The organism is Streptomyces sp. CB01635, assembly GCF_002803065.1.
Taxonomy (GTDB): domain Bacteria; phylum Actinomycetota; class Actinomycetes; order Streptomycetales; family Streptomycetaceae; genus Streptomyces.
Genome location: NZ_NNBL01000019.1, coordinates 1 through 24556 on the forward strand (window position 1 = coordinate 1; position 24556 = coordinate 24556).

16 protein-coding genes and 3 tRNA genes are annotated in these 24556 nt (G+C 71.1%); 5 read left to right on the top strand and 14 right to left on the bottom strand.

The window, feature by feature from the left end:
• Positions 1–19: 19 nt before the first annotated feature.
• Positions 20–92 (bottom strand) — tRNA-Arg (locus CG723_RS32805).
• A gap of 186 nt (positions 93–278) precedes the next feature.
• A tRNA-Ser gene (locus tag CG723_RS32810) sits at positions 279–369 on the bottom strand.
• A 242-nt stretch (positions 370–611) separates the two neighbouring features.
• On the opposite strand from CG723_RS32810, the gene CG723_RS32815 reads away from it, so the two are divergent.
• Positions 612–1058, top strand: a complete 447-nt coding sequence (locus tag CG723_RS32815) for an SSI family serine proteinase inhibitor (protein ID WP_100597263.1) — start codon at positions 612–614, stop codon at positions 1056–1058.
• A gap of 287 nt (positions 1059–1345) precedes the next feature.
• Positions 1346–5578, top strand: a complete 4233-nt coding sequence (locus CG723_RS32820; RefSeq protein ID WP_100597139.1) for a PAS domain-containing protein — start codon at positions 1346–1348, stop codon at positions 5576–5578.
• Between the two features lie 92 nt (positions 5579–5670).
• Here the strand turns inward: CG723_RS32820 and CG723_RS32825 are convergent, their stop codons facing one another.
• The 9 genes from CG723_RS32825 to CG723_RS32865 all read right to left on the bottom strand — a co-directional run bounded on the left by CG723_RS32825 (position 5671) and on the right by CG723_RS32865 (position 14974).
• Positions 5671–7320, bottom strand: coding sequence for a long-chain fatty acid--CoA ligase (locus CG723_RS32825; protein ID WP_100597140.1), 1650 nt, complete (start codon positions 7318–7320; stop codon positions 5671–5673).
• A gap of 109 nt (positions 7321–7429) precedes the next feature.
• The gene (locus CG723_RS32830) at positions 7430–8071 is read right to left on the bottom strand and encodes a SigE family RNA polymerase sigma factor (protein WP_100597141.1); all 642 of its coding nucleotides are present in this window, start codon (positions 8069–8071) and stop codon (positions 7430–7432) included.
• 196 nt (positions 8072–8267) lie between these two features.
• On the bottom strand, positions 8268–9299 hold the full coding sequence (locus CG723_RS32835; RefSeq protein WP_234374649.1) for a glycoside hydrolase domain-containing protein: 1032 nt from the start codon (positions 9297–9299) through the stop codon (positions 8268–8270).
• A 109-nt stretch (positions 9300–9408) separates the two neighbouring features.
• A complete protein-coding gene (locus tag CG723_RS32840) occupies positions 9409–10575 on the bottom strand; it encodes a lipid-transfer protein (protein WP_100597142.1) in 1167 nt (388 codons plus the stop codon).
• Positions 10572–11108 (bottom strand): MaoC/PaaZ C-terminal domain-containing protein, encoded by a 537-nt coding sequence (locus CG723_RS32845; RefSeq protein WP_100597265.1) that lies wholly within the window; start codon positions 11106–11108, stop codon positions 10572–10574. The genes CG723_RS32840 and CG723_RS32845 overlap by 4 nt, the downstream gene beginning before the upstream one ends.
• Positions 11109–11125: 17 nt before the next feature.
• Complete coding sequence (locus tag CG723_RS32850; protein ID WP_100597266.1) at positions 11126–12232, bottom strand: acyl-CoA dehydrogenase family protein; 1107 nt, start codon at positions 12230–12232, stop codon at positions 11126–11128.
• 1 nt (position 12233) lies between these two features.
• Positions 12234–13169, bottom strand: coding sequence for a bifunctional MaoC family dehydratase N-terminal/OB-fold nucleic acid binding domain-containing protein (locus tag CG723_RS32855; RefSeq protein ID WP_100597267.1), 936 nt, complete (start codon positions 13167–13169; stop codon positions 12234–12236).
• An 8-nt stretch (positions 13170–13177) separates the two neighbouring features.
• A complete protein-coding gene (locus CG723_RS32860; RefSeq protein ID WP_100597143.1) occupies positions 13178–14416 on the bottom strand; it encodes an acyl-CoA dehydrogenase family protein in 1239 nt (412 codons plus the stop codon).
• A gap of 246 nt (positions 14417–14662) precedes the next feature.
• Entirely contained in the window at positions 14663–14974 is a 312-nt protein-coding gene (locus CG723_RS32865; RefSeq protein ID WP_100597144.1) for a hypothetical protein, read from the bottom strand.
• A 331-nt stretch (positions 14975–15305) separates the two neighbouring features.
• On the opposite strand from CG723_RS32865, the gene CG723_RS32870 reads away from it, so the two are divergent.
• Positions 15306–16190, top strand: coding sequence for a bifunctional DNA primase/polymerase (locus tag CG723_RS32870; RefSeq protein ID WP_100597145.1), 885 nt, complete (start codon positions 15306–15308; stop codon positions 16188–16190).
• 561 nt (positions 16191–16751) lie between these two features.
• A complete protein-coding gene (locus tag CG723_RS32875) occupies positions 16752–20141 on the top strand; it encodes a S8 family peptidase (protein ID WP_159032609.1) in 3390 nt (1129 codons plus the stop codon).
• Positions 20142–20227: 86 nt separating this feature from the next.
• On the opposite strand, the gene CG723_RS32880 is transcribed toward CG723_RS32875, so the two are convergent.
• From CG723_RS32880 to CG723_RS32890, 3 genes are all read right to left on the bottom strand, one after another.
• Positions 20228–21226 carry a helix-turn-helix domain-containing protein gene (locus CG723_RS32880; protein WP_100597147.1) on the bottom strand — a complete coding sequence of 333 codons (999 nt, stop codon included), beginning with the start codon at positions 21224–21226 and terminating at the stop codon, positions 20228–20230.
• Positions 21227–21760: 534 nt separating this feature from the next.
• A tRNA-Ser gene (locus CG723_RS32885) sits at positions 21761–21845 on the bottom strand.
• A gap of 61 nt (positions 21846–21906) precedes the next feature.
• On the bottom strand, positions 21907–23412 hold the full coding sequence (locus tag CG723_RS32890; RefSeq protein WP_100597148.1) for a S1C family serine protease: 1506 nt from the start codon (positions 23410–23412) through the stop codon (positions 21907–21909).
• 190 nt (positions 23413–23602) lie between these two features.
• On the opposite strand from CG723_RS32890, the gene CG723_RS32895 reads away from it, so the two are divergent.
• Positions 23603–24418 (top strand): glycerophosphodiester phosphodiesterase, encoded by an 816-nt coding sequence (locus CG723_RS32895; RefSeq protein ID WP_100597149.1) that lies wholly within the window; start codon positions 23603–23605, stop codon positions 24416–24418.
• Positions 24419–24556: the final 138 nt, after the last annotated feature.

Sequence of the window (24556 nt, forward strand, 5' to 3'; positions counted from 1 at the left end):
CGGGGGCCTCTCACCTGTGTGCACTCGGCAGGATTCGAACCTGCAACCTTCTGATCCGTAGTCAGATGCTCTATCCGTTAAGCTACGAGTGCTTGTTCTGTTTTTGTCTCGGTCCCGGCCCCTTCGGCCCGTTCCCGGCGACAGGAAGAACATTACATGACTGCCGCCGTCATGTGAAATCCGTTTGCCGCACCCCTTGTGAGCTGGGCAAACACCGTCTTGCGGGTCCCGAAAGCCGAAGCCCCGGTCCATCAGGACCGGGGCTTCGGATCTTGGAGCGGAGGCGGAGGGATTTGAACCCTCGATGGGCTTTAAGGCCCAAACCGCATTAGCAGTGCGGCGCCATAGACCGGACTAGGCGACGCCTCCAGCACGACCCCCCGCGCGAGCGCGAGTGGTGCGTCCAGATGATGACACAGCATCGCGCCGTGTCACCAATTGGCCCCCACGGTACTAGGCGTCCAGGCCGGAGAGCAAAGCCCTTCTGTTCGCCCTCGTGTCCCGGGGCCCACCGCAACATCGCGGGCCGCCCGGCGTTAGACGCGGTGGAGCCGCCCGGGACGGTGCGGTTCCCCAGTCTTCTCTTCTCACTCATTCGTGGAGTCCTCATGCTGCTGCGCCGCATCGCCCTCACCGCCGCCGCCTCCGCCGCCGCACTCTCCGCGGTCCCCGCCGCCCACGCCGACACGGGTCCGCTGGGCCTGCCTCAGTTGTTCGCCGAGCCCGCCGTCCAGGACCAGCTACGGGTCGCCGTCACCGGCACGGGGGACGGAAGGGACGGGACGTACGAGCTGGAGTGCGGGCCCTCGGGCGGTACCCATCCGGAACCCGCGAACGCGTGCGCGCGGCTCGACGAACTGTCCGCGAACGGCCGCGACCCGTTCGCGCCGAACTCGTCGGACTCCCAGTGCACGATGCAGTACGGAGGCCCCGCGACCGCCCGCGTCACCGGAACGTGGCACGGCCGGCCCGTCGACGCGACGTACAAGAGGACCGACGGCTGTGAGATCTCGCGGTGGCAGGGGCTCGTTCCCGTACTGCCCGCGACCGGTCCGTGAACGAGCGCGGTCCATTGTGTGGGGAGCGTGCCAAGGTGCGGCGCGGCGCCGGACACCCTGTGACCAGGCATATGCCGATGCATGCCCCGCCGTCGCACGGCCTGGGAGAGCCTCGCCCTCACGCATCTTCATTCCAAGGGCACATCTTCCGCGTGCGACCTCCCTCTCATCCGGCGCCGCGAGCACAACCTCTGCCCGTAGACTCCCTCCCGTGACATGCCGCGAGCCACGTAGGAAGATGGCTCGCGCGGTCGGCAAGGTGCGGTAATCAGGGAGGAAGCGTCGTCGTGAGCAGCAGGCCATCCCGAGGCGCTGCTCGCCTCGCAGCCATACTCGATGCGCTCCCGGACGCGCTGGTGCTGGTCAACGCCAACGGGACTGTCGTCAACGCGAACACCATCGCCCTGGAGGCCTTCGAGGCCCCGGGCACCGCCCTCGTGGGGCGCGGACTGCTCGATCTGCTGCCCGAGTTCGACTCGCGGCTCATCCCCGGATCGATGCGCAGGCCCGACACCACGGACGAGCGCGGGCGCACCAAGCCGACCCGGATGATGGCCCGCCGCACCGACGGCAGCGAGTTCCCCGTCGAGGTCACGAGCGCCAATCTCGCCGACGGCCGCGACACCGTCGACGGCTACGGCAACAGCTCGTACGGGTCCTACGGCGGCGAGGCCGAGCTGCTGATGCTCGTCGTGCGCGACTTGTCGGGGACTGTCGACACCGAGGCCGAGCTCGCGCGTTCGCAGCGCCAGACCGAGATGATCCTGCGCGCCGCCGCCGAGGGCGTCGTCGGCACCGACACCGACGGCCGGATCGTGCTCGTCAACCCGGCCGCCGCGCAGATCCTCGGGTTCCGCGCCAGCGACCTGGGCGGACAGGAGCTGCACGCGCTCGTCCTCCACTCCCGCGCCGACGGCGAGCCGTTCCCGTACGAGGAGTCCCCGCTCGCCGACACCCTGCGCTCCGGGCGCAAGCACCGGGTGCGCGGGCAGGTCCTGTGGTCGAAGAGCGGCACGCAGGTGCCCGTCGACATGACGACGGCGCCCGTCCGCGACGGTGACCAACTGGTCGGCGCCGTGATGACGTTCACCGACCGGCGGCCCTACGACGAGCTCGTCGTGGCGCACACGGAGGAGATCGACCGGCGCGACAAGGAGACGGAGCGCGCCGCCACGGAACACGCGGAGACGCTCGCGCGCACCGTCGAGGAGCACGAGGCGCAGACCGCGCGTGCCGAAGAGGAGCACGCCGCCGAACTCGCCACGATCACCGAGCAGCACACCGAGGAACTCTCCGCCGAGAAGGACCGGATCGCCGCTCTCGCCGAGCGGGAGAAGGACCGTTACGAGGCACTCGCGGCCCGGCACGAGCAGCTCCTCGCCGTCCTCGGCCAGTCGCTGCGCGGCCCTCTCGACGAACTGCGCGGCCAGCTCACCACTCTGGCCGCGGACGACGCGGGCCAGCTGTGGCCCGAGGCCAACCAGATCCTGCACCACCTCGCAGCCGGCTACAGCCGCATGACCACGCTCGTCGACAACGTGCTCGGCTACCAGCTCCTCGACTCCGGCGACGCGCAGCTGACCCGGACGAAGGTGATGCTCGACGCGGTCGTCGCCGCGGGCGTCGACGGGGCGGTCGAGCTGATCGGGCCCGGGCGCGCGCAGTTCGCCGTGCACGCCCCGCCCATCGAGGCCGAGGTCGACGCGGCGCGCCTGGCCACCGCGCTCGCCCACCTCGTCGCGGACGTCGCAGGGATCGACGCCACCGGCAACGCACGCGTGGGCGTCGTACCGACCAGCGGCGTCGGCGGATACGTGGACTCGACGATCGTCGTGGCGGCGGCGCTGCGCGGCGAGAGCGTCCGTATCGAGGTGCGCGGGCCCTACACGGGCGGCGACCCGGTGCACGAGCCCATCGTGCGCGGCATCGTGCGGGCGCACGGCGGCGTGCTCCAGACGCACGAGGTGCCCGGGATGAGCGGCAGCGCGTACGTGCTCGAGGTGCCGATCGGGGGCGGGGCCGGGGCGGTTGCGGTGGCTGATCCTTCGGGTGTTGTCGGGGCGGCTGTTCCCGGTACGGCTGTCGAGGTCGCGTCGCAGGCCGGTCCCGCCGGTCCCGCCGGTGCGGAGACCGGGGCCGTGGCCGGAGCCTTGCTGCCCGAGCAGGCGTCGGGTACGCGCGGCGGGCGGCGGCGGGCCCGGAGGGCTTCGGGCGCGTCGGTGGACTCATTCCTGGAGAGCGGTGTCGCGGGGGCCGCGGGTGCCGTGCCGGAAGCCGACGAGGCCGGGCAGGGTGGCGGTGGCTCGGAGGTTGTCGCTCCGACCGGGCGACGCAGGCGGCGGGCCGAGGACGGCGCGACCGCGGGAACGCCCGGGAGCGCTCAGAGGCAGCTGCCGGCGCAGGCCACGCAGACTCCGGCCGGCGGGACGCCTGCGGGTGACGCGGGGGTCGGGACCGGTACGGGGCGTCGGCGTGGACGGCCCAATCCGGCCGAGGTCGCCGTTCCCGAGGGAGCCGCTGGTCCCGGTGCCGCTGAGGGTTCCGTGATGACCGCTGCCGAACACGCCGCCGGAGCCCCCGCCCTGGGCGAGACCGTGCCGCCGCAAGGTGTGCCGGTCGGAGCGTCCTCGGGCCGGCGGGCCCGGCGCAACTCGGAGCCGGCCGCGCTGCCTGCCGGTGGTTCGGGTCGGGCCGGGGCTTCCGACGCGTCTCAGGCCGGGCAGAACGTCCCCGCCGAGCGTCGCGCACGCCGCGCTCTCGGCAGCGCCCCGGAGCGGGAAGCCGAGCAGGGCAGCACCGCGCGCACCGTATTCGCGCTGCCGCCCGCTGAGGCCGACCGGACGACGCCCGAGCCGGATGCCGCTACGGGCGCCGACACCGATGCGACTACGGCCACCGGTAGGGGTGCCGGCGGAGAGCGGCACGACGCCGCGCAGGGTCACCCCTCCGACGACCACACTCCGCCGCAGCCACACCCTGTCCAGACGGTTCCGGCGGCGCGCGCCGCGCTGCCGCCGGAGAACGGTGCCAGGCCCCGCGCCGCGCAGCCCCTCCCCGCCGAGGCCCCGTCGGCAGACCCCAACTCGACTCAGGGCCGCGCCATAAGCGTACGAACGCTGGGGCAGGGCGTTCCCTTCGGACGTCAGATCGCCGAGCAGCAGCGCCCGCCGCGGCCCCAGCCGGCGGCCCCCGGCACGGCCCAGCCGCTGCCGAGCCCACAGCCCAATTCACCAGCGGCCGCACAGCCGAACCGCGCGAACCGGCCCAGCCAGGCGAACCCGGCCGACCCCACGACGGGTAAGCAGCCCGGTCCGCAGGCGAAGCAGGCGTCCGGCACGCAGGGCGGTCCGTCCGGCCCGAAGTCCGAGCAGCAGCCCGTCCAGTCTGCCGGCGGCAACCCGTCCCTCCAGGTCCCGCTGCCTCCCCAGGTCCCGCAGCCCGCGGCGGCCCCGCAGGAGCAGACGCAGCACACGCTCGGTGGCTCCGGTCGCCGGCGCAGGCTGTCCACCCGGCCCGATCCCGCCGGCACCCAGCCGGAGACCGCGGCCCGTCCGCACCCGCAGGCCCCGTCACAGTCGTCGCCGGCGCAGCCGAAGGCTCAGCCCAAGACGCCGTCCGGCCAGTCCCAGCCCGGTCAGCCGCAGTCACTGCTGTCGACGTCATCGGAGGGCCGCGGACGTTCGTACGCGATCGGCGCCCCCGACCAGGACGCCGATGAGGGACCCGAGCCGCTGGACGGGCCCGGCGGCGCCGTGGAGCTGGCGATCCGGCCCCAGCCGCAGCCGATGGACGACGAGCTGCCCCCGGAGCCGCTCGACAACCCGCGCCGGCTCCTGGTCTGGCCCGCGCCCGACGCCACCACGCAGCAGGCCCTGAGCGACCGCGGCTACCGCCCGGTGACCGTGCACTCCCGCGAGGAGGTCGACGCGCAGATCGCGGCCTTCCCCGCCGCGCTCTTCGTCGACCCGCTGACCGGACCGATCACGCGCACCGCGCTCCAGTCGCTGCGCCAGGCCGCCGTCGCCGCCGAGGTTCCCGTCCTGGTGACGGCCGGGCTCGGACAGGCGACACGCGAGGCCGCGTACGGCGCCGATCCCGCCGTCCTGCTGAAGGCCCTCGCGCCTCGGGACAGTGAGCAGCACCCCTCGCGTGTGCTGCTCATCGAGGAGCGCGAGGAGATCGCGCTCGCGCTCACCGCGACGCTTGAGCGGCGCGGGATGCAGGTCGCGCGGGCGGGTTCCGACGCGGACGCGGTGACGCTGGCCGCGCAGATGCGGCCGAACCTGGTGGTGATGGACCTGCTCCAGGTGCGTCGCAGGCGCGCAGGGATCGTCGACTGGCTGCGCGCGAACGGCCAGTTGAACCGCACGCCCCTCGTCGTCTACACCGCCGCCGTCGAGGAGGCCGAGCTGCCGCGTCTGGCCGCGGGCGAGACCGTCCTGTTCCTGGCGGAGCGTTCGACGAGCGACGAGGTCCAGGGCCGGATCGTGGACCTGCTCGCGAAGATCGGCACCAACTGAGCACCCGCGACTGACACACCCACAACTGACAAACAGGGGCGGCCCGTTCGGGCCGCCCCTGTTTCACGTGAAACCGTCGCTGAGCTGTGGGCTCAGAGCCGCGTGATGTCCAGCTCCCCTTCGGCGTACTGCTTGCGCAGCACCTTCTTGTCGAACTTGCCGACGCTCGTCTTCGGCACCGCGGTGATCACCGTCCAGCGCTCCGGGAGCTGCCACTTGGCGACCTTCTCGCCGAGGAACGCGCGCAGGATCTCGAAGTCGGCGCTCGCGCCGTCCTTCAGGACAACGGTGGCGAGCGGGCGCTCGCCCCACTTCTCGTCGGGTACGGCCACAACGGCTGCCTCGGCGATGTCCGGGTGGGACATCAGGGCGTTCTCGAGGTCGACGCTGCTGATCCACTCACCACCGGACTTGATGACGTCCTTGGCGCGGTCGGTAAGGGTGAGGAAGCCGTCGGGGCTGATCGTGCCGACGTCACCCGTCTTGAGCCAGCCGTCGTCGCTGAACTTGTCGGCGGGACGCAGCGGTTCGCTGTCGGGGCCCGAGTAGTACGCACCCGCTATCCACGGCCCGCGGACCTCCAGCTCACCGGCCGACTCGCCGTCCCAGGCCAGCAGTTCGCCGTCGGGGCCCGAGAGCCGCGCCTCGACGCCGGCCGGGAACCGGCCCTGGGTGAGGCGGTACGCGAACTCCTCGTCGGTGCCGACCGCCGCGGCCGGCGGCCGGGCGACCGTGCCGAGGGGAGACGTCTCCGTCATGCCCCAGGCGTGGCAGACCCGCATGCCGAGCTCGTCGAAGGCCTTCATGAGCGAGGGCGGACAGGCCGAGCCGCCGATGGTGACCTGCCCGAGCGAACTCACGTCGCGAGGCTTCGCGGTGAGCTCCGCGAGCAGGCCCTGCCAGATGGTGGGGACGGCCGCCGCGTGCGTGGGGCGCTCGCTCTCGATCATCTCGGCGAGCGGCGCGGGCTGGAGAAAGCGGTCCGGCATCAGCATGTGCACGCCGGTCATGAACGTCGCGTGCGGCAGACCCCACGCGTTCACATGGAACTGCGGCACCACGACGAGCGAGGTGTCCTCGTCGGTCAGGCCCATGGACTGCGTCATGTTGACCTGCATGGAGTGCAGGTAGATCGAACGGTGCGAGTAGACAACGCCCTTGGGGTCGCCGGTGGTGCCGGAGGTGTAGCAGAGCGCGGCGGCCTGGCGCTCGTCGAGCTGCGGCCAGTCGTACGCGACCGGCTTTCCGGCGATGAGCTCCTCGTACTCGTGGACCTGGGGGCGCGCTCCGTCGAGGAGCGAACGGTCGCCGGGACCGGAGACGACGATGTGCTCCACGCCCGTGAGGGACGGCAGGAGCGGCGCGAGCAGCGGCAGCAGGGAGCCGTTGACGATGATCACGCGGTCGGCGGCGTGGTTGACGATCCACACCAACTGCTCGGCGGGAAGCCGCAGGTTCAGGGTGTGCAGTACGGCGCCCATGGAAGGGATCGCGAAGTAGGCCTCGACGTGCTCCGCGTTGTTCCACATCAGGGTCGCCACGCGGTCGTCGTCCACGATGCCGAGGTTGTCGCGCAGAGCGTGCGCCAGCTGGGCGCTGCGGTCGCCGATCTCGGCGAAGCTCCGGCGCTGCGGCCCGCTCTCACCGGTCCAGGTGGTCACCTGGGACGTGCCGTGGATCGTCGACCCATGGGTCAGGATCCTCGAGATCAGCAGTGGTACGTCCTGCATCGTGCTCAGCACGGCGTCCTCCCGGTGGGCGCTACGGCGCAGCAATGTTCCGCCGATTCTCACCGCATACCAGTCGGTATGTCACTAGCCCCGGGAATGATCGATCAGAGAGTCGTCCTGCTCAGCTCTGGGCCGGGCGCAGTTCCGGGTCCTCGCGGAGCTTGCCGAGGGCCCGTGACACCGCGCTCTTGACCGTGCCGACGGACACCCCGAGCACCTCGGCCGTCTGAACCTCGCTCAGGTCCTCGTAGTACCGCAGGACGACCATCGCGCGCTGACGGGCCGGCAGTTTCATGATTGCGCGCCACATCGCGTCGTGCAGGGCCTGGTGCTCGGCGGGGTCGGCCGCCGCCACGGTCTCCGGCTCGGGCAGCTCGTCGCAGGCGAACTCGTCGACCTTCCGCTTACGCCACTGCGACGTACGCGTGTTCAGCAGGGCCCGGCGCACATAACCGTCGAGCGCCCGGTGGTCCTCGATGCGGTCCCACGCCACATACGTCTTGGTGAGCGCGGTCTGGAGCAGGTCCTCGGCATCGCACGGGTTCGCCGTCAGCGACCGGGCGGTCCGCAGCAGCACGGGCTGCCGCGCCCGTACGTACGACGCGAACGACGGGTACGACTTGTGCGGCCCGTACGGCGTCGAGTGGGCGGCCGGCGTGCACGGCGCCGGGCGGGAAGAGTGAGGCGTCATCGCGGCTCGCGGCGCGCTGCGCGTCGCGGCATCCGATGCACTGGAGCAGACAGGCGCCATGGTTGCGGTCATGGCTCCACGCTAGGAGCGCCCCCTACCCTCGCGGATCGGCCGCAGGTCCCGAAGCGGTGTCCGCCTCAGGTTGTAGGAGTGGTGGTATCCCCACCTCCTGAAGGTGGAGGACGCCGTCCGCACCCCTGAGGGTTCATCCCTGAGAGCCGATCCATGGGCTTCGTTCCACTCTGCCACTCCCGCGGACCGGGACGGCTCATCGGATGCGGGCCACCGGCGCGTGCACCAGATTCCGGTCGATGACGAGGGTCCGCCCGCCGTGCCGCTCCTTCACGTTCCCCGCGTACTGGTGGATCCTGCGCTGCCGGCTCCAGGCGGACCGCCACAGCACGGGCTCCCGGGACAGCCGGGGCCGCGCGTGCCAGCGCGCGAACCAGATCACCGACGGCAGATCCCGCACTCCCGCCCGCGCCGCGGCCCGCATGTGCGCCACCCCGGAGTCGGCACTGCTGTAGAACCCCGGCACGTACCCCTTCCCGCGCACCTGCCGGTCCCAGCCCCGCACAAAGGCGAGCGTCGCTCGGGCGCACTTCTTCTGTCGGTACTTGTATGCCTCCATGTCGAGATAGAGCGGGCTGCCCGGCCGGATGCCGACGGCCCACGCCCTGCGTACGGCGTCCCGCCCCTCCCGCACTCCCTCGCTCCAGGCGTGACGGCCGATGCGGTAGCCCTTCTTGTGCCGCTCGACCACACACGGAGACTGCGAACCGACGTACACCGGCAGCACCCGCCACCCCAGCCGCTGCACCCCCTTCATCCAACGGTGCCCGAGCCGGGGCTGATGAGGACAGGCCCGCCCACGGCCCCCGTAGTACACGCCCACCGCCCCGTACTTCGACGCCCGCCACCGCCGCATGGTGTCGAGCGACGGCGCCATGCAGGTGTCGAACGCCAGCCCGCGGAACGTCCGGAGGTTGGAGAGCGAGGGCAGGAGGGGTTCGGAGGTGGAGGGACCGTCGGCCGGTGCCGGGCCGGGGGCCGGTGCCGGGGCGTCGAGTGCGGCGCCGTCGTCGAGTGCCGAGTCGGGGAAGGTGGCGAGACCCCGCGGCGCGAGGTCGGCCAGAGGGTCGGGGTAGGTGGCCAGGCCCCGCGGCGCGAGGTCGGCCAGAGGGTCGGGGTGGGCGTCGGGGTGGGGGCCGTGCGTCGGAGACGGCTGGGGGAGGCCGGGTTCGCCCCGCGCCGACGCGGGGAGGGCGGTCAGCGCCATCAGGACCAGCACTAGACCCACGACCAGCTTCCGGCGGTGCCTATGGCGAGTGCGGTGCATAGGGCAAGTGCGGTGCATAGGGCGAGTGAAGAGGCCGGGGTGCGGACCGGCCCCGGGACACACCCCGCGTTCAGCCGTCCGCTCCCAGAATCAGACCCGATGTGGGGACGCCGGTCCCCGCGGTCACCAGCGCCGTGGCTGCGCCGGCTATCTGGTTCACCGCCGTGCCCCGCACCTGTCTGACCGCCTCCGCTATGCCGTTCATCCCGTGCAGGTACGCCTCGCCGAGCTGCCCGCCGTGCGTGTTGAGCGGAAGCCGTTGCTCCGCCACGAAGTCCGCCGCCTCACCCGGCCCGCAGAAGCCGAACTCCTCCAGCTGCATCAGCACGAACGGCGTGAAGTGGTCATAGAGGATCCCGACGTCTATCTCGCCCGGCGTCAGCCCCGCCGACCGCCACAACTGCCGTGCCACCACGCCCATTTCGGGCAGGCCCGTCATGTCGTCCCGGTAGAAACTCGTCATCTGCTCCTGGTTGCGCCCGGCCCCCTGGGCCGCCGCCGTGATCACGGCGGGCCGGTGCGGCAGGTCGCGGGCCCGCTCGGCGCTGGTGACGACGATCGCCTGCCCGCCGTCGGTCTCCTGACAGCAGTCGAGCAGCCGCAACGGCTCCACGATCCACCGCGACGCCGCATGGTCCTCCAGCGTGATCGGCTTCCCGTGGAAGTACGCCGCCGGGTTGGTGGCCGCATACGCGCGGTCCATGACGGCGACATGTCCGAACGCCTCCGGGCCCAGGCCGTACGCGTGGAGATAGCGCTGCGCCGCCATCGCCACCCACGACGCGGGCGTGAGCAGCCCGAACGGCAGTGCCCAGCCGAGCGCCGCCCCCTCCGCCGACGGCTCCCGATGCTGCACCCCGGAGCCGAACCTCCTGCCGGAGCGCTCATTGAACGCCCGGTAGCAGACGACCACTTCGGCCACCCCGGTCGCCACGGCGAGCGCGGCCTGATGCACTGTGGCGCAGGCTGCTCCACCGCCGTAGTGGACCCGGGAGAAGAAGGAGAGATCCCCTATCCCGGCCGCCTGCGCGACGGTGATCTCCGGGCTGGTGTCCATGGTGAACGTGACCATGCCGTCGACATCGGCGGGGGAGAGCCCGGCGTCGTCCAGCGCCGTCCCCACCGCCTCCACCGCCAGCTTCAGCTCACTGCGCCCGGAGTCCTTGGAGAATTCGGTCGCCCCGATCCCGACGATCGCCGCCCGCCCGCCAAGACTGTCCTTCGCCCGCACGCTCATGCCGGCCTCCCCGACACCGAGGGACGGGACGGCGTGCTCGTGGGGCTTGGGGGGTTCGGGGGGCTCGGGAGGGCGACTGTCACCGTCCCGGTGACGTGCTTGCCCAGCCCGTTGGCCCCGACGATCCGCACCACCACCGTGGCACCGCCGCCGTCGGGCTCACTCCAGTGCCCGCTCCCGCCGGCGTCCCCCTCTTGGACCTCAGCCACCGTCCCGGTCAACACCATGGTGTCGCCTGGGTGGTTGGGGGCGCCCAGCCGGATCGCGACCTTACGCAGAACCGCTGCGGGGCCGAAGTGATCGGTGACGTAACGGCCGACCAGTCCGTTCGTCGTCAGGATGTTCATGAAGATGTCGGGGGAGCCCTTCTCCTTGGCGAGCTCCACGTCATGGTGCACGTCCTGGTAGTCACGGGACGCGATGGCTCCGGAGACGATCAGTGTCCGGGTGACCGGAATCTCCAGCGGCGCCAGCTCCGTGCCGACCCCCACAGCTACCTCCGCCACAGCGGCTTCCCCCTCTCCCTGATCCATTCCCTCCCCCTCCGCCTTCACTTCCGCACCCACGTCATCCCCGCCCCCTCCGCACCGCTCCCGTCGTCTCCTGCGATCAAGTCGCCCAGCTCCGCGAGCAGTTCACCCCCGCATCCCAGATACGCATCGAGCTGTCTGCCCCACAGGAAATGCCGGTGCACGGGATGCTCCAGGTCGGCGCCCATGCCGCCGTGCAGATGCTGCCCGGCATGCACGACCCGTCTGCCCGCCTCCGATGCCCACCAGGCCGCGGTCAGCGCATGGCCCGCGTACGGCAACCCCTCGTCCCGTCGCCATGCCGCCTCGTACGCGGTGACACGGATGGCCTCCGTATCCATATAGGCGTCAGCTGCCCGGAGTTGGACCCCTTGCTTGGCGGCGAGTGGTCTCCCGAACTGTTCCCGCTCGTTCGTGTACTCCACGGCCCGCGCCAGCGACCCCGCGCAGACCCCGGCCTGGAGCCCCGCGAACGCGGTCCGCGCCATCGCCAGCACATCGTCGTACGCACCGGCCCCGCCGAGCCTCTCCGCCGGCGCCCCGTCGAGAACGAGCCGGCCCGCCGACCAGGGCGCGCTGAGCTCGACCGCATCGCAGCCGGCATCGGCCGTACGCACTCTCCACAGACCCCGGTCGGGCGTCGCCACCAGAACCCAGGACGCGTCCCGAAGCCAGGGAACCCAGGGCACCACCCCCGTGAGCCGCCCCACGCCCCCACCGGTCCCTGCTTCTCCTGCCTCTCCTTCCTCCGCGCCGGCGACCCGCACTGCGGCCTGCGCCGGAAACGCCCCCGTGGCCACCTCCGTCCCGTCCCGCAGGCCCGGCAGCAGCCGGTCCCGCTGCTCGGAGGTGCCATGCCCCGCCACCGCGAGCAGCCCGTACACGCAACTGGCGGCGAACGGCACCTGCGCCGTCGTCCGGCCCTGCTCCTCCAGCATCAGCACGAGTCCGAGCAGGCCGGTCTCCTCCACCGCCCCCGGCAGACCGGCGGAGCCGAGCGCCTTCCACAGCTCGGGGTCCGTGCCGGTGCCGGCCGCCGCGAGACGCTCGGGGGTCGACAGGTCACCGAAGATCCGCGCGGCCAGACCGGCGGCGGCCGCCTGGTCCTGCGTAGGTGTGAAGTCCACGTCAGCCCTCCCCTCCCGCAACGACACCCGAACCGTCACCGGCCCGGAAGACCGGCAGCTCCAGCTCCTCGTCCACCCGAAGGAATTCGAGCCGTACCGGCATCCCTATTCGGACCTTGTCGTACGGCACCCCGACCACATTGCTGATGATCCGGACGCCTTCGGCCAGCTCGACCAGACCCACCGCGTACGGCGGGTCGAAGGCCGGGAAAGGCGGGTGGTGCATCACCACGTACGAGAAGACGGTCCCCTCGCCGCTCGCGTCGACCGTGCTCCAGTCCTGCGAGGCGCACACACCGCACCCCGGCAGCCAGGGAAAGCGCAACGTCCCGCACCCCTCGCAGCGCTGGATGAGGAGGCGGTGCTCGCGGACTCCTTCCCAGAACCCCGCGTTGTCCCGGTTCGCCACCGGACGGGGCCGCAGGGCCTGCTGCTCCCGCGCTCCCCCCACCGCCCGCCCTGCCCGCGCCGCGGGAGCGTACTTGAGGATCCGGAAGCGATGCGTCCCGGCGAGCTCGCCGTCCGCCCTGACATCCATGCGCGTCGTGACGAAGTGCCCCGTGCCCAGCTTCGTCGTCTTGCGCTCGGACACCGACTCGATGACCGCGTCGAAAGTGATCGCGTCCCCGGGCCGCAGCGGACGCAGATACTCCTGCTCGCAGTCGGTGGCGACGACCGAGGTGTACCCCGCGCCGTCCAGCAGCGCGAACAGCTCGTCGTAGGCCCCGCTGCGCCCCTGATGCCCGGAGAGCCCGCCCATCGTCCAGGCCTGGAGCATGGTCGGCGGCGCTATGGCGTCGGGCCCCTCGTACGCGGGATTGGTGTCACCCATCGCCTCGCACCAGTGCCTGATCATCGGCACGTTGACCAGGTCCTTGCCGACCCCCGCGGTGGCCGCGGGCAGCCCTTCGAAGGCCTTCAGCGCCTCGTACGCCATCTCGCCGGTCACCGCCGCCCCCTCCTCATCCCGAGCCGCATCGTCGCGACGATCTCCCGCTGCACCTCGCTCACGCCGCCCCCGAACGTGTTGATCTGCGCCGCCCTGTTCATCCGCTCCAACTCCCCCTCCGCCGTCCCGCCCCGAGCACCACCGCCCGACCCACCACCACCGGACCCAGCACCCGCGTCACCACCGGCCCCGCCCCCGAACGCCCCCGGCGAACCAGCTCGAACCAGCGCCGCGTCGCCCGCGATCTCCTGACACATTCGGTACACCTCGACCGCCGATTCGGTTCCCATGAATTTCACGCCGCTCGCGTCGCCCGGCGCGAGCCGCCCCGCCCCGACGTCCCCCACCAAACGCCAGTTGAGCAGGCGCGTTGCCGCCAGACGGGCATGCACCTCGGCCAGCCGCGACCGCACCCACGGCAGGTCTATCCGGCGTTCCCCCGTCACCGGATCGGGTGAACGAACCGCTTCGAGCACCGCCGCGTAGAAGTCCTCCGCCTGCATCCCGATCGCGGCGAGCGCGACTCGCTCGTGGTTGAGCTGATTGGTGATGAGACCCCAGCCGCCGTTCTCGTCCCCGACGAGATTCGAGGCGGGAACGCGGATCCCGTCGTAGTACGTGGCGGTGGTGGTCAGCCCGCCGACGGTCTCGATGGGCGTCCAGCTGAAGCCGGCGGCGTGCGTCGGCACAAGAATGATCGAGATGCCCTGGTGCTTGGCGGCTTCGGCGTCCGTGCGGCAGGCCAACCAGATCCAGTCGGCGTTCTGTGCGTTCGACGTGAATACCTTCTGCCCGTCGATGATCCAGTCGTCGCCGTCCCGGACAGCCCGCGTCCGCAGCGAGGCGAGATCGGTCCCCGCCGACGGCTCGCTGTACCCGATCGCGAAGACCAGCTCCCCCTTGAGGATCCGCGGCAGGAAGTACGCCTTCTGCTCCTCGGTCCCGTACTTGATCAGGGTCGGTCCGACGGTGTTCAGGGTCACCATGGAGACCGGCGCGCCCGCGCGGTACGCCTCGTCGAAGAAGACGAACTGTTCGTCGGGGCCTCGGCCCTGGCCGCCGTACTCGACGGGCCAGCCGAGCCCGAGGAGGCCGTCGGCACCGATGCGGCGCACCAGGCGCCGCTGGGCCGTTCGATCGTCGTGGGCGGGCGGCCCGTCCGGCATCAGTTCACGGAAGTAGGCGCGCAGTTCGGCGCGGAGTTCATGCTGGCGCTCGGTGGGGGCGAGGTGCACGGCGGCGGCCCTCCCGGACCTCGTACGAACAAGGGTCTCTGACCGTCTGCTTCCGATGGAAGCTTTCTGACTGACCGTCAGATTCGGTACGACTGTCCGTCAGGTTCGGTACGGGTGTCAAGGGATCAGCACGCGCGCGTGAAGGGCTGCTCGGTGCGCGAAAACGCCTGTGCGGCGATGCCGAAGCACCGCCGCACAGATGTCACGCACCCCTGGAAATGGCCCCCGCCGACAGGAGCCCGCAGGTCACCAGAGCTTGGTGAAGCGGACCGCGATGTTCTCGTTCGACTGGTCGATGGCCGTGAACGCGGAGCCGTTCACCTGGGCCGTGTTGTTCTGGTTCGAGGCGCCGGAGCCCACCGCCTGCTGCTGGCTGGTGGACGAGTTGCCGTGGTTGTTGCCGCCGACACCACTGCCGCTCACGGTCGCCACACCCGCGTTCGATCCGTTGTCCGCGAAGGACCCGTTGTCGGCCATCGCCACCCCCGAGAAGAGGGCTGCCGCGAGGGGCAGGGCGGCGACGGCGGCGAGGGCGCGGGCGGTACGGATGTGTGCCATGTCAATTCCTCCGAGAAGCAGTAACTGCTGGTTGATCCAAGGCAGTTGGCCGACCGCCTCGGTCGTTGCTCACGACGTCGCGAGATCAGAATTGCCCACCGAATCCCCGTCGAACCAGACCGGAAGGCACTATTCCCCCGCAAGCGTGAGGACATGTCGATAAACATGCTTCGCGCCCTTGAAGGCCCAGCTCAGCCCGGATTGCACCCCACCGACACAGGACAGGTCAGCCGCCGCAGGGGCTGAAGCGTTTCGGCACATTTTTGGCAAATAAGCCCGCCCCGGGCGAGCCCCTCTTCCTTTACTCGAACATTCGTACGAACATGGAGGCATGGCCACCACCGACCGGCATGCAGTGCCCTTTGCGACCCTGGCCCTCGCTCACGCCCTCTCCGCCGCCGAGCGCGGACTGGCCGTGATCCCGCTCTCCCGCACGAAGCTCCCCGCCCTGCGCTCCCCGCACCGCGACGAACCCGACCCGGCCCCGTGCCACGGCGAGTGCGGCCGCCCCGGCCACGGCGTGTACGACGCCACGACCGACCCGGGACGCATCCGTGAGCTCTTCGCGGCGGCGCCCCGCGCCACCGGCTACGGCATCGCGTGCGGGCTGCCGCCACACCACCTCATCGGCGTCGACCTCGACACCAAGTCCGGTACGGACTCCTCGGCAGCACTGCGCGAACTGGCGCTGCGCCACCTCTTCACGATCCCGGACACCGTCGTCGTGGCCACGCCCAGCGGCGGCCGTCATGTGTGGCTCTCCGGACCGCCGGACGTCGTGGTCCCCAACTCGGCGGGACGCCTCGCGCCGGGCATCGACATCCGTGGCGCGGGCGGCTATCTCGTGGGCCCCGGCTCCCGCACGGCCCAGGGCGTCTACAGCGCAGTCCCAGGAACCGCCCATCTGCCCGTCGCGCCCTGCCCGCCGGCGCTCCTGCGGCTGCTCACACCCCCGCCACGCGTGCACCACCCGTCACCGGCACATGCGGGCCAACACGGCCAGGGCCTGGTCCAGTTCGTGCTCGCGGCACATGAGGGCCAGCGCAACACCCGCCTGTTCTGGGCCGCTTGCCGCGCCTACGAGAGCGACCTCGGTGACAGCCTCACGAACGCCCTCGTGAAAGCCGCGACCCGCACGGGCCTGACGGAACACGAGGCCCGCTCCACGATCGCCTCGGCGGCCCGGATGACCCAGCGCAACGACACGGAGGCGTAGGCCAGGACGCCCGCACGCGAGCCCGCTTCCCCAGGACACGCGTAAGGGGCGCGCGCCATGGCGAACGCCCCTTACAAACACCTACAAACACCTACCTGCAAGCGGTGGGTGTGAGATGTGCACCCACGGTGACTCGCGCCACGACGGTTTCCAAGAGCGTTGCACGGAGCTCAGTTGAACCACCGTTGACCAGGGAGTTTCCCGACTGGCTCCACTCGTGAAAGCCCGTCCAGAGGATGGCCGCACGGAGGTCTTCCAACATGGCGAGCCGAGCTCCCAAGAAACTCCCGCCAGAGGGCCGACAAGGATGCCGTCGCGGCCCAGAGCCATCATGCAGGTCGCCAGCCGTCCCCAAGTGTCCTGCCGAACACCGCTTGGCGACACCGGTCCGGCATCCGCCGCCGCATGCGCAGCCGGCCGTTCCGATGACCGCGGAGTCTCGGTAATTGAGACGCTTTACCCATATTTGGCCCTGGCGTAAAGGTGACTTGGCGCCTCGTGGACACAGGAAAGTGCTGACCTGCGCCTTTTTCGGCACCAGTCTGTCCCCCCATGAGAGACATGAACAGCAGGTGGCGCCCCTGGGTACGGCGTCCCAGGTCGCGGCCCGCCGCGGCCACCGCCGCCCTCGTGGCATTGCTGGCCGGACTGACCGTCGCCCCCGCCGCGGCCCGGGACCTCACTCCGGACACCGGACGGAGCGGCGCGGGCGCGCCGGGCGGGGCAACGCCGGCCCGAACGCCGATGGTCTCCCGACACCAGGTCACCCTCGTCACAGGCGACCGGGTCACGCTGGAGACGGACACCTCGGGGCGGCAGAGCGTCTCGGTCGAGCCCGCCAAGGGCCGCGAGCACATCATGTTCGTCAAGCGCCAGCAGGGGCACGACTGGACGGTGATACCCGCCGACGCCCTGCCGCTGCTCGCCGCGGGCCGCCTCGACAAGGCCCTGTTCAATGTGTCGGCCCTGGTCAAGGGCAAGTACGCCGAGCGGTCGAGCCTGCCGCTGATCGTCCAGTACACGGGTGACGCGAGTTCCGCCAAGAGCCGGCTCACAGCCGCCGGGGCCGACGAGGTCCGACCCGTATCCGGCACCTCCTTCGCGGCGCTCAGCGAAAGCCGCAGGGACGCCCCCGCGTTCTGGGCGGGCATCGCCCCCGCCACGGCGGGTGCCAAGTCCTTCGGCGCGGGCGTGAGCCGGGTCTGGCTGGACGGACACGCCAAGGTGCAGCTCGACAGCACGGCGCCGCTCATCGGAGCCCCCCACGCCTGGGAGCTGGGCTACAAGGGCGACGGGGTCAAGGTCGCGGTGCTCGACACCGGGTTCGACCCGAATCACCCGGACCTCAAGGGCCTGGTCGCCGAATCCGCGAACTTCACCGGCGAGCCGAACACCGACGACCTGAACGGCCACGGCACCCATGTGACCTCGACCATCGCCGGTTCCGGCGCGGCCTCCGACGGCCGGTACAAGGGCGTGGCACCCGGCGCGCAGGTCCTGTTCGGCAAGGTCTGCACGATGGACGGCAACTGCGACGACTCCGCCATCGTCGAGGGCCTGGCCTGGGCCGCCCAGCACGGCGCCAAGGTGATCAACCTCAGCCTGGGCGACATCGACACCCCGGAGACCGACGCCATCGAGGCCGTGGTCGACACCGTCACCCGCGACTACGGCACCCTGGTCGTGGCGGCCGCGGGCAACAACGGCTCGGGGAGCAAGGTCTCCTCGCCCGCCTCCGCCGACCGGGCGCTGGCCGTCGGTGCCTCCGAGGCCGACGACGACCGCGCCGATTTCAGCTCGGTCGGTCCGCGCACGGGCGACTCCGGTCTCAAACCCGACACCATCGCCCCCGGCGTGAACGTCGTCGGCGCGATGGCGGGCGGCACCAACGCCGACGACGGCTACGTGGCGATGAGCGGCACCTCGATGGCCACGCCGCACGTTGCCGGATCGGCCGCGATCCTGTTCCAGCAGCACCCCGACTGGACTCCGGAGCAGGTCAAGCGCCAGCTGATGCACTCGGCGACCGGTGCCAAGGAGCACGGCGCCTACTTCCAGGGCGCCGGGCGCGTCGACGTCGCCCGGGCGGTCGACCAGGAGGTCTCCGCCGAGCCCACCGGACTCGACTTCGGGCTGGTCCGCTGGACCGACGGCAAGCGGCCGCCGGTGACCAAGACGATCACCTATCGCAACCCCGGCGCGGAGCCCCTCACCCTCCACGTGACGCAGCACGCGAGCACCGGCAGGCTGGACCGGCCCGCCCCCGAGGGGTTGTTCCAGCTCGGTGACGACACCGTCACCGTGCCCGCGCACGGTACGGCGGACGTCAGGTTCACCGTGACCCCGGAGGCCACGACGGCCTACGTGGCCTACAGCGGTGTGGTGACCGCGGCCACCGCGGACGGCAAGATCTCGGTGCGCGTTCCCTTCGGCATGGACCTCGAGCAGCCGTCGCACGATCTCCGCATCACCCTGAAGGGCCGCTCGGGCGCCGCCCCCGACTACGCCGACCTGCTCGTCAACTCCGCCGACGGCAGGACCTACGAGCAGGAACTGGTCGGCCAGGGCAGCACCGTGCTGCGGCTGCCGAACGACACCTACTCGGTGACCGGCTTCTTCTTCGACGGGGCGTTCACCGAGGCCACCGTGGTCGGCGTGCCGAAGGCCGTGATGACCACCGACCAGAAGGAGACCATCGACGCCCGGACGGCCAGGCCCGTCACCGTCTCGGCTCCGAGCCGCACCGCGCGCATCGCGTCGGCCGAGGTCGGCACCATCAGCCTGGGTGACCAGCTGCTCTCCGTCACCATGGCGAACGCGATCGGCAGCGACCACATCGAGGGCGTGTACGCGACTCCGACGGCGCGGTTCAAGGACTCCAAGTTCACCTACCTGGTCAGCACCGTCTGGAACGAGCTCGCCGCCGACGGCGGGAACCCTTCGTCCGTGTACTACCTGAGCCGGCCGGTGCACGGCGCCATCCCGGCCGATCCCGGGTACCGTCCCCGCAAGTCGGAACTGGCCACGGTGAACACCACGTTCGCAGCCACCGCGCCCGGCACCACCGCTACCCGCATCGTCTGGATGTACGTCGACAACGTCCGGTTCGGCGGACAGTCGATGGAAGGACTGCCGGTTCCGAACCGGCGCGTCGACTACTTCTCGGCGGCCGAGGGCCTGCGGTGGCAGACGGCCTTCGACCAGAACAGCTTCCTGGATCCGAGCAAGACGGGGCAGAGCTATCTCAGTGCCCTGCACGGCTACAAGGCCGGAGCCAAGGTCGAGGAGCGTTGGAACGGCGGAGTCCAGGCCGTGGGTTTCTCGCCCGAGGGGATGAACACCTTCCGTGAGGGCGACGACATGTGGTACGCCTTCCAGTTCGCCGCCAACGGAGACCTCGACCTGGTGGGCGACACGACGACCGGCATGCCCACGGTGGAGCTGCGGCGCAATGGCGAACTGGTCCCCCACAGCTGGGGCTTGGCCCAGGTGCCGGCCGACGCCACCCCCGCCGACTACCGCCTGACGTTCGCGGTGGACCGTGACCGCGCTCCCAGCTCCGTCTCCACGAAGCTTCGGGCCGAGTGGCAGTTCCGGTCGCAGACCACGGCGACCCGCCAGGCGCTGCCGCTGTACGCGGTGCGCATGTCGCCGGAACTGGACGAGTGGAACCGTGCCAGGGCCGGACGCGCCCTCGACATCCCGGTCCTGATCCAGCGCACGGTCGGCGCCGCCGAGTCACCGATCCGCGCCGTCACCGTCGAGGTCTCCTACGACGAGGGCAGGACGTGGCAGTCCACCGCCGTCAAGGGGTCCGGCACGCACCGCACCGTGACCGTGGACAGCCCGCGCCGCGCCGCGGGCGGATCGGTCAGCCTGCGCACGTACGTCAAGGACGCGGCGGGCGACTCCTTCAAGCAGACCGTCATCAAGGCCTACCTGCTGAAATAGCGCCGACGGCACCGAGGGGCCCGCCGGATCCTTCCGGCGGGCCCCTCCGCTGTGCCCGGTGCGCGGTACGGCCGCGGCCGCGGTGCTCAGAGCCAGTCGCGGCGCGCCGCGTGCCAGCCCAGCTGCATGCGCGTGGCGACGCCCGCGAGGTTCATCAGGCCCTGGATGCGACGCTGGATGGTGCGCTTGCTCACGCGCAGCTGCCCGGCGATCGTCTCGTCCGTCATGCCGGCGACCATCAGGGACAGCAGGTGCCGGTCCTCCCCGGCCGGTGACGCCGCGTCCTCGGGACCGGCACCGCCGATTCCGCCCTCCTCGGTCACCCGCAGCGGGGCACCGACCTCCCAGTAGTGCTCGAACAGGTCGACGAGCGCGTCCAGCATGCTGCTCGGCCGCACCAGCGCCGCCGTGAGGCTGCGAGGGCTGCCGGGCGCGTCCGCGGAGTTCAGCGGCAGGACGGCCACCGACCGGTCGGCGATCGCCATGCGCAGCGGCAGCCGCGGCACCGCGCGGGAGATCTCGCCGACGCGTACCCCGGCGACGACGTTGTCCACCGCGCTGGGGTCGTCGAAGTACTCCTGTTCGTACAGGGCCCGGTAGAGCACGCCACGGTTCAGCGCGTCGTACTCCTCCTGGTTGCTCTCCGGGGGCATGGCCAGGTACCGGGCCTTGACGAACCACAGCATCTCGTGACGCGCGCCGTCCTGAAGTTGGCGCAGGTGCTGCCGCAGCGCGGCCGCGCCGCTGATGATCTCGATCGCGTCGCACCCGCTCCAGGCCTGCGCGCTGCGGCGGTAGGTCTCCACCAGATCGTGGATGGCCGCCCGGGTCTGCTCCAGGGCGTCGGACTGGCGCTGCAGCCGCGGCACGAGGGCCGTCTCCGGGGGAATGGCCGAGTACCAGCCGGGACTGTCCTCCACCGCGGACGCCAGCCCCTTGTCCTCCAGGGCGAGCAGCAGGCGCCGGGCAGCCGGGACGCCGAGGTTCGAGCGGCCGGCGATCTCCTCGGCGGAGGCCGCCTCGGCGACGATCAGCAGGCGGTACATCTCGGCCTCGGCGGCCGTGAGACCCACGGGCTCCAGCATGCTGTCCCTTCCCTCACCGGCCGGCGCGTGCGGGTCCGTGCTCGCCGGCCGAATGCAGGGTCTCACTGTCGCTGCGGGCGACCCACAGGGCCCCGCGAGTGTCAGGAGGCGGCGGTGATGCCCACCGCCGCCTGTCCGCCACCCGAGCGCAGGATGATGTCGTAGCGACTACTGGCCGCCTGCCACAACTCCGCAAGATCTTCCGATACGCCGGGACCGCCGGACTCGCCACCGAGCCTTTGGCATCTGGCTGTTGATCGGGCTTGGGCTTCTGGAGATCTCACGTGGACTGCCGCGGTTGCTCTCGGCGCCCTTCGCGGCATGCGTGATCTGCGATGTGCTGGGGTTTGCGCTGTTGTTCGCCTCTGTAGTGCTCGGTATCCGCACGGAAGTCAGGCGCAGGGTCGGCGAACCCGCGTGCCCCTCCCGTGCCCGACAGACCGGGGGGCTCACGGGGAATCGCGGTCACCGGCAGGCACCGTGCATGACGAAGGCCCCCGACCGATATTGCTGGTCAGGGGCCTTCAACCTGCGCGGTGGGTGTGGGATTTGAACCCACGGTGACTCGCGCCACGACGGTTTTCAAGACCGTTCCCTTAGGCCGCTCGGGCAACCCACCCTCGCTCCGCCGGCGACCGGCGGAGCGAGGACCAGGGTAGCGGGTTCGGCCGGGAGTTCGGTCAGCTGTCGCCCTTGCGCTCACCGAGGACCACGTCGACCGTGTGCTCCGCGCCGCCGCGCTTGTACGTGATCTTGACCGTGTCGCCCGGCTTGTGCGTCCAGATCTGGCCGATCAGGGTCGGACCGCTGTCGATCACCGAGTCGTCGAGCTTGGTGATGACATCGCCGGGCTTCAGGCCGGCCTTGTCCGCCGGACCGTTCGCCGTGACCGCGGACGAGCCGCCCGCACCCTGCTCGGTGATCTTCGCGCCGTCACCCTGCTCGTCCAGCGCGACCGAGGCACCGATCACCGGATAGACCGGCTCGCCCGTCTTGATGAGCTGCTTGGCGACATTCCGCGCCTGGTTGATCGGGATGGCGAAACCGAGGCCGACGGAACCCGACTGACCGGAGCCTCCGATACCGCCGCTGCTCGCGGGCTGGATCGCCGAGTTGATGCCGATGACCGCGCCCCGCGCGTCGAGCAGCGGACCGCCGGAGTTGCCCGGGTTGATCGAGGCATCGGTCTGCAGCGCGTTCATGTACGACGCCTTGCTGCTGCCCGAGCTGTCGCTGGACGCCACCGGGCGGTTCTTCGCCGAGACGATGCCCGTGGTCACTGTGTTCGACAGGCCGAAGGGCGCGCCGATCGCGATGGTCGCGTCACCGACGGCGACCTTGTCCGAGTTGGCGAGCTGCAGCGGCTTCAGGTTCGACGGGGCGTTCTTCAGCTTGATGACCGCGACGTCGTAGCCCTGGGCGCGGCCGATCACCTCGGCGTCGTACTTCTTGCCGTTCGAGAACGTGGCCGAAAGCTTTCCTCCGTCGGCGGCGGAGGCCACCACGTGGTTGTTGGTGAGTATGTGGCCCTGCGTGTCGTAGACGAAGCCGCTGCCGGTGCCGCCCTCGCCGTCGCTGCCCTCGGCCTCGATGGTGACGGTGCTCGGCAGCGCGTTCGCCGCAATGCCGGCGACCGAGGCCGCGTCACGCTTGAAGCCCGCCGGGTTGTCCGAGGCGGAGACCGTCGTCGAATCCGCGCCACCGTCGTCGTTGCGCTCGGCCGCCCAGTAGCCGATGCCACCGCCGACACCGCCCGCGATCAGGGCCGCCGCGACCACCGCGGCCAGCAGACCGCCACGCCGACGGCCCGGTGTGGGCTCCGGAGCCTGGTAGGAGGCGCCCCAGGGGTGGTGACCCCCGCCGCCGCCGTCCCCGTACGGCGGAACGGCGGGCGGCGGAGGCGGCCAGCCACCCGAGGCCGCGTGCGCGGCCTCGTCCTGCCCGCCGGGTCCCGGCGCAGCCCCCGAGGCCGCGCCGAGTCCCGGTGCAGCCCCCGAGGCCGCGCCGGGACCCTCGTGCGCCCCCGGCGCCGCGCCCTCGACCGGCGGGATCACCGCAGTGGGCGCGTCGGCGGGCTCCGGAGGTGGTGCGGAACCGGCGGGTGCGGGAGTAGCGGGAGATTCCACCGGCACGGGAGGTGCGGACGGGGCCGGGGGTACTGAAGTGCCCTCGTTCTCGGTGCTCACAGCTCTTCTCCTCGATCCACGGCTGTACCAGCTGATTCCATCGGCATTGCTGTTTGTATGCGGTCAGCTTTTCCCACGGGACGTCAGGGCACCATAAGGCGTTCCTGTGTGTCCGGTGCCATCCTTTACGCCGGGCGAAACGGACGCATCCCCTGGGCGGCCCTGCGCCTCGCGATGGCACCATGACGCGGTGACCCTCGCACGACAGCAGCAGATCCAGGTCGTCGCCCACCGCGGAGCCTCCGACGAGGCTCCCGAGCACACGCTGGCCGCGTACAGAAGGGCCATCCAGGACGGTGCCGATGCCCTCGAATGCGATGTACGGCTCACCGCGGACGGCCATCTCGTCTGCGTGCACGACCGCCGCGTCAACCGTACGTCGAATGGACGCGGTGCGGTATCGGCCCTGGAACTGGCGGATCTCGCCGCACTCGACTTCGGCTCCTGGAAGAACAGCGAGGCCGGCCGCACCAGCACGGAGGGCCCGGACTGGGAGGACACCTCCGTCCTGACCCTGGAGCGCCTGCTCGAACTGGTCGCCGACGCGGGCCGCCGCGTGGAGCTCGCCATCGAGACCAAACACCCCACCCGCTGGGCCGGCCAGGTCGAGGAACGCCTGCTGATGCTCCTCAAGCGGTTCGGCCTCGACGCCCCCACCGGAGCGCCGGACACGCCGTCCCCGGTGCGCGTCATGAGCTTCTCGGCCCGCTCCCTGCACCGCGTGCAGGTAGCGTCCCCCCACCTGCCGACGGTCTACCTGATGCAGTTCGTCTCGCCCCGCCACCGCGACGGCCGCCTCCCCAAGGGGGTATCGATCGCGGGCCCGGGCATCCGGATCGTGCGCAGCCACCCCGGGTACGTGGAGAAGCTCAAGCGGGCGGGCCACCAGGTGCACGTGTGGACGGTCAACGAGCCGGAGGATGTCGACCTGTGTGTCGGCCTCGGCGTCGACGCGATCATCACCAACCGTCCCCGCGCGGTTCTGCGTCAGCTCGGAAGAGGCTAAATCCGGCCACTTCCCTCACAGGGAGTGCTCCGGCGCGTTCGCTCCGTATTCGATCGTTACGAGTGCGTCACTGAGCGTGGATTGGCCGGTTTCCGGTCCAGTCCATTGGGGCATCCACACCGTGGCGTGGGGCAAAGG

Excerpts from the sequence above, each read along its gene's own strand:
- CG723_RS32865 (WP_100597144.1), bottom strand. The coding sequence starts at position 14,974 with ATGGCACACATCCGTACCGCCCGCGCCCTCGCCGCCGTCGCCGCCCTG.
- CG723_RS32880 (WP_100597147.1), bottom strand. The coding sequence starts at position 21,226 with ATGCTGGAGCCCGTGGGTCTCACGGCCGCCGAGGCCGAGATGTACCGC.
- CG723_RS32855 (WP_100597267.1), bottom strand. The coding sequence starts at position 13,169 with ATGGCGTACGAGGCGCTGAAGGCCTTCGAAGGGCTGCCCGCGGCCACC.
- CG723_RS32845 (WP_100597265.1), bottom strand. The coding sequence starts at position 11,108 with ATGGATCAGGGAGAGGGGGAAGCCGCTGTGGCGGAGGTAGCTGTGGGG.
- CG723_RS32870 (WP_100597145.1), top strand. The coding sequence starts at position 15,306 with ATGGCCACCACCGACCGGCATGCAGTGCCCTTTGCGACCCTGGCCCTC.
- CG723_RS32875 (WP_159032609.1), top strand. The coding sequence starts at position 16,752 with ATGAACAGCAGGTGGCGCCCCTGGGTACGGCGTCCCAGGTCGCGGCCC.
- CG723_RS32830 (WP_100597141.1), bottom strand. The coding sequence starts at position 8,071 with ATGACCGCAACCATGGCGCCTGTCTGCTCCAGTGCATCGGATGCCGCG.
- CG723_RS32840 (WP_100597142.1), bottom strand. The coding sequence starts at position 10,575 with ATGAGCGTGCGGGCGAAGGACAGTCTTGGCGGGCGGGCGGCGATCGTC.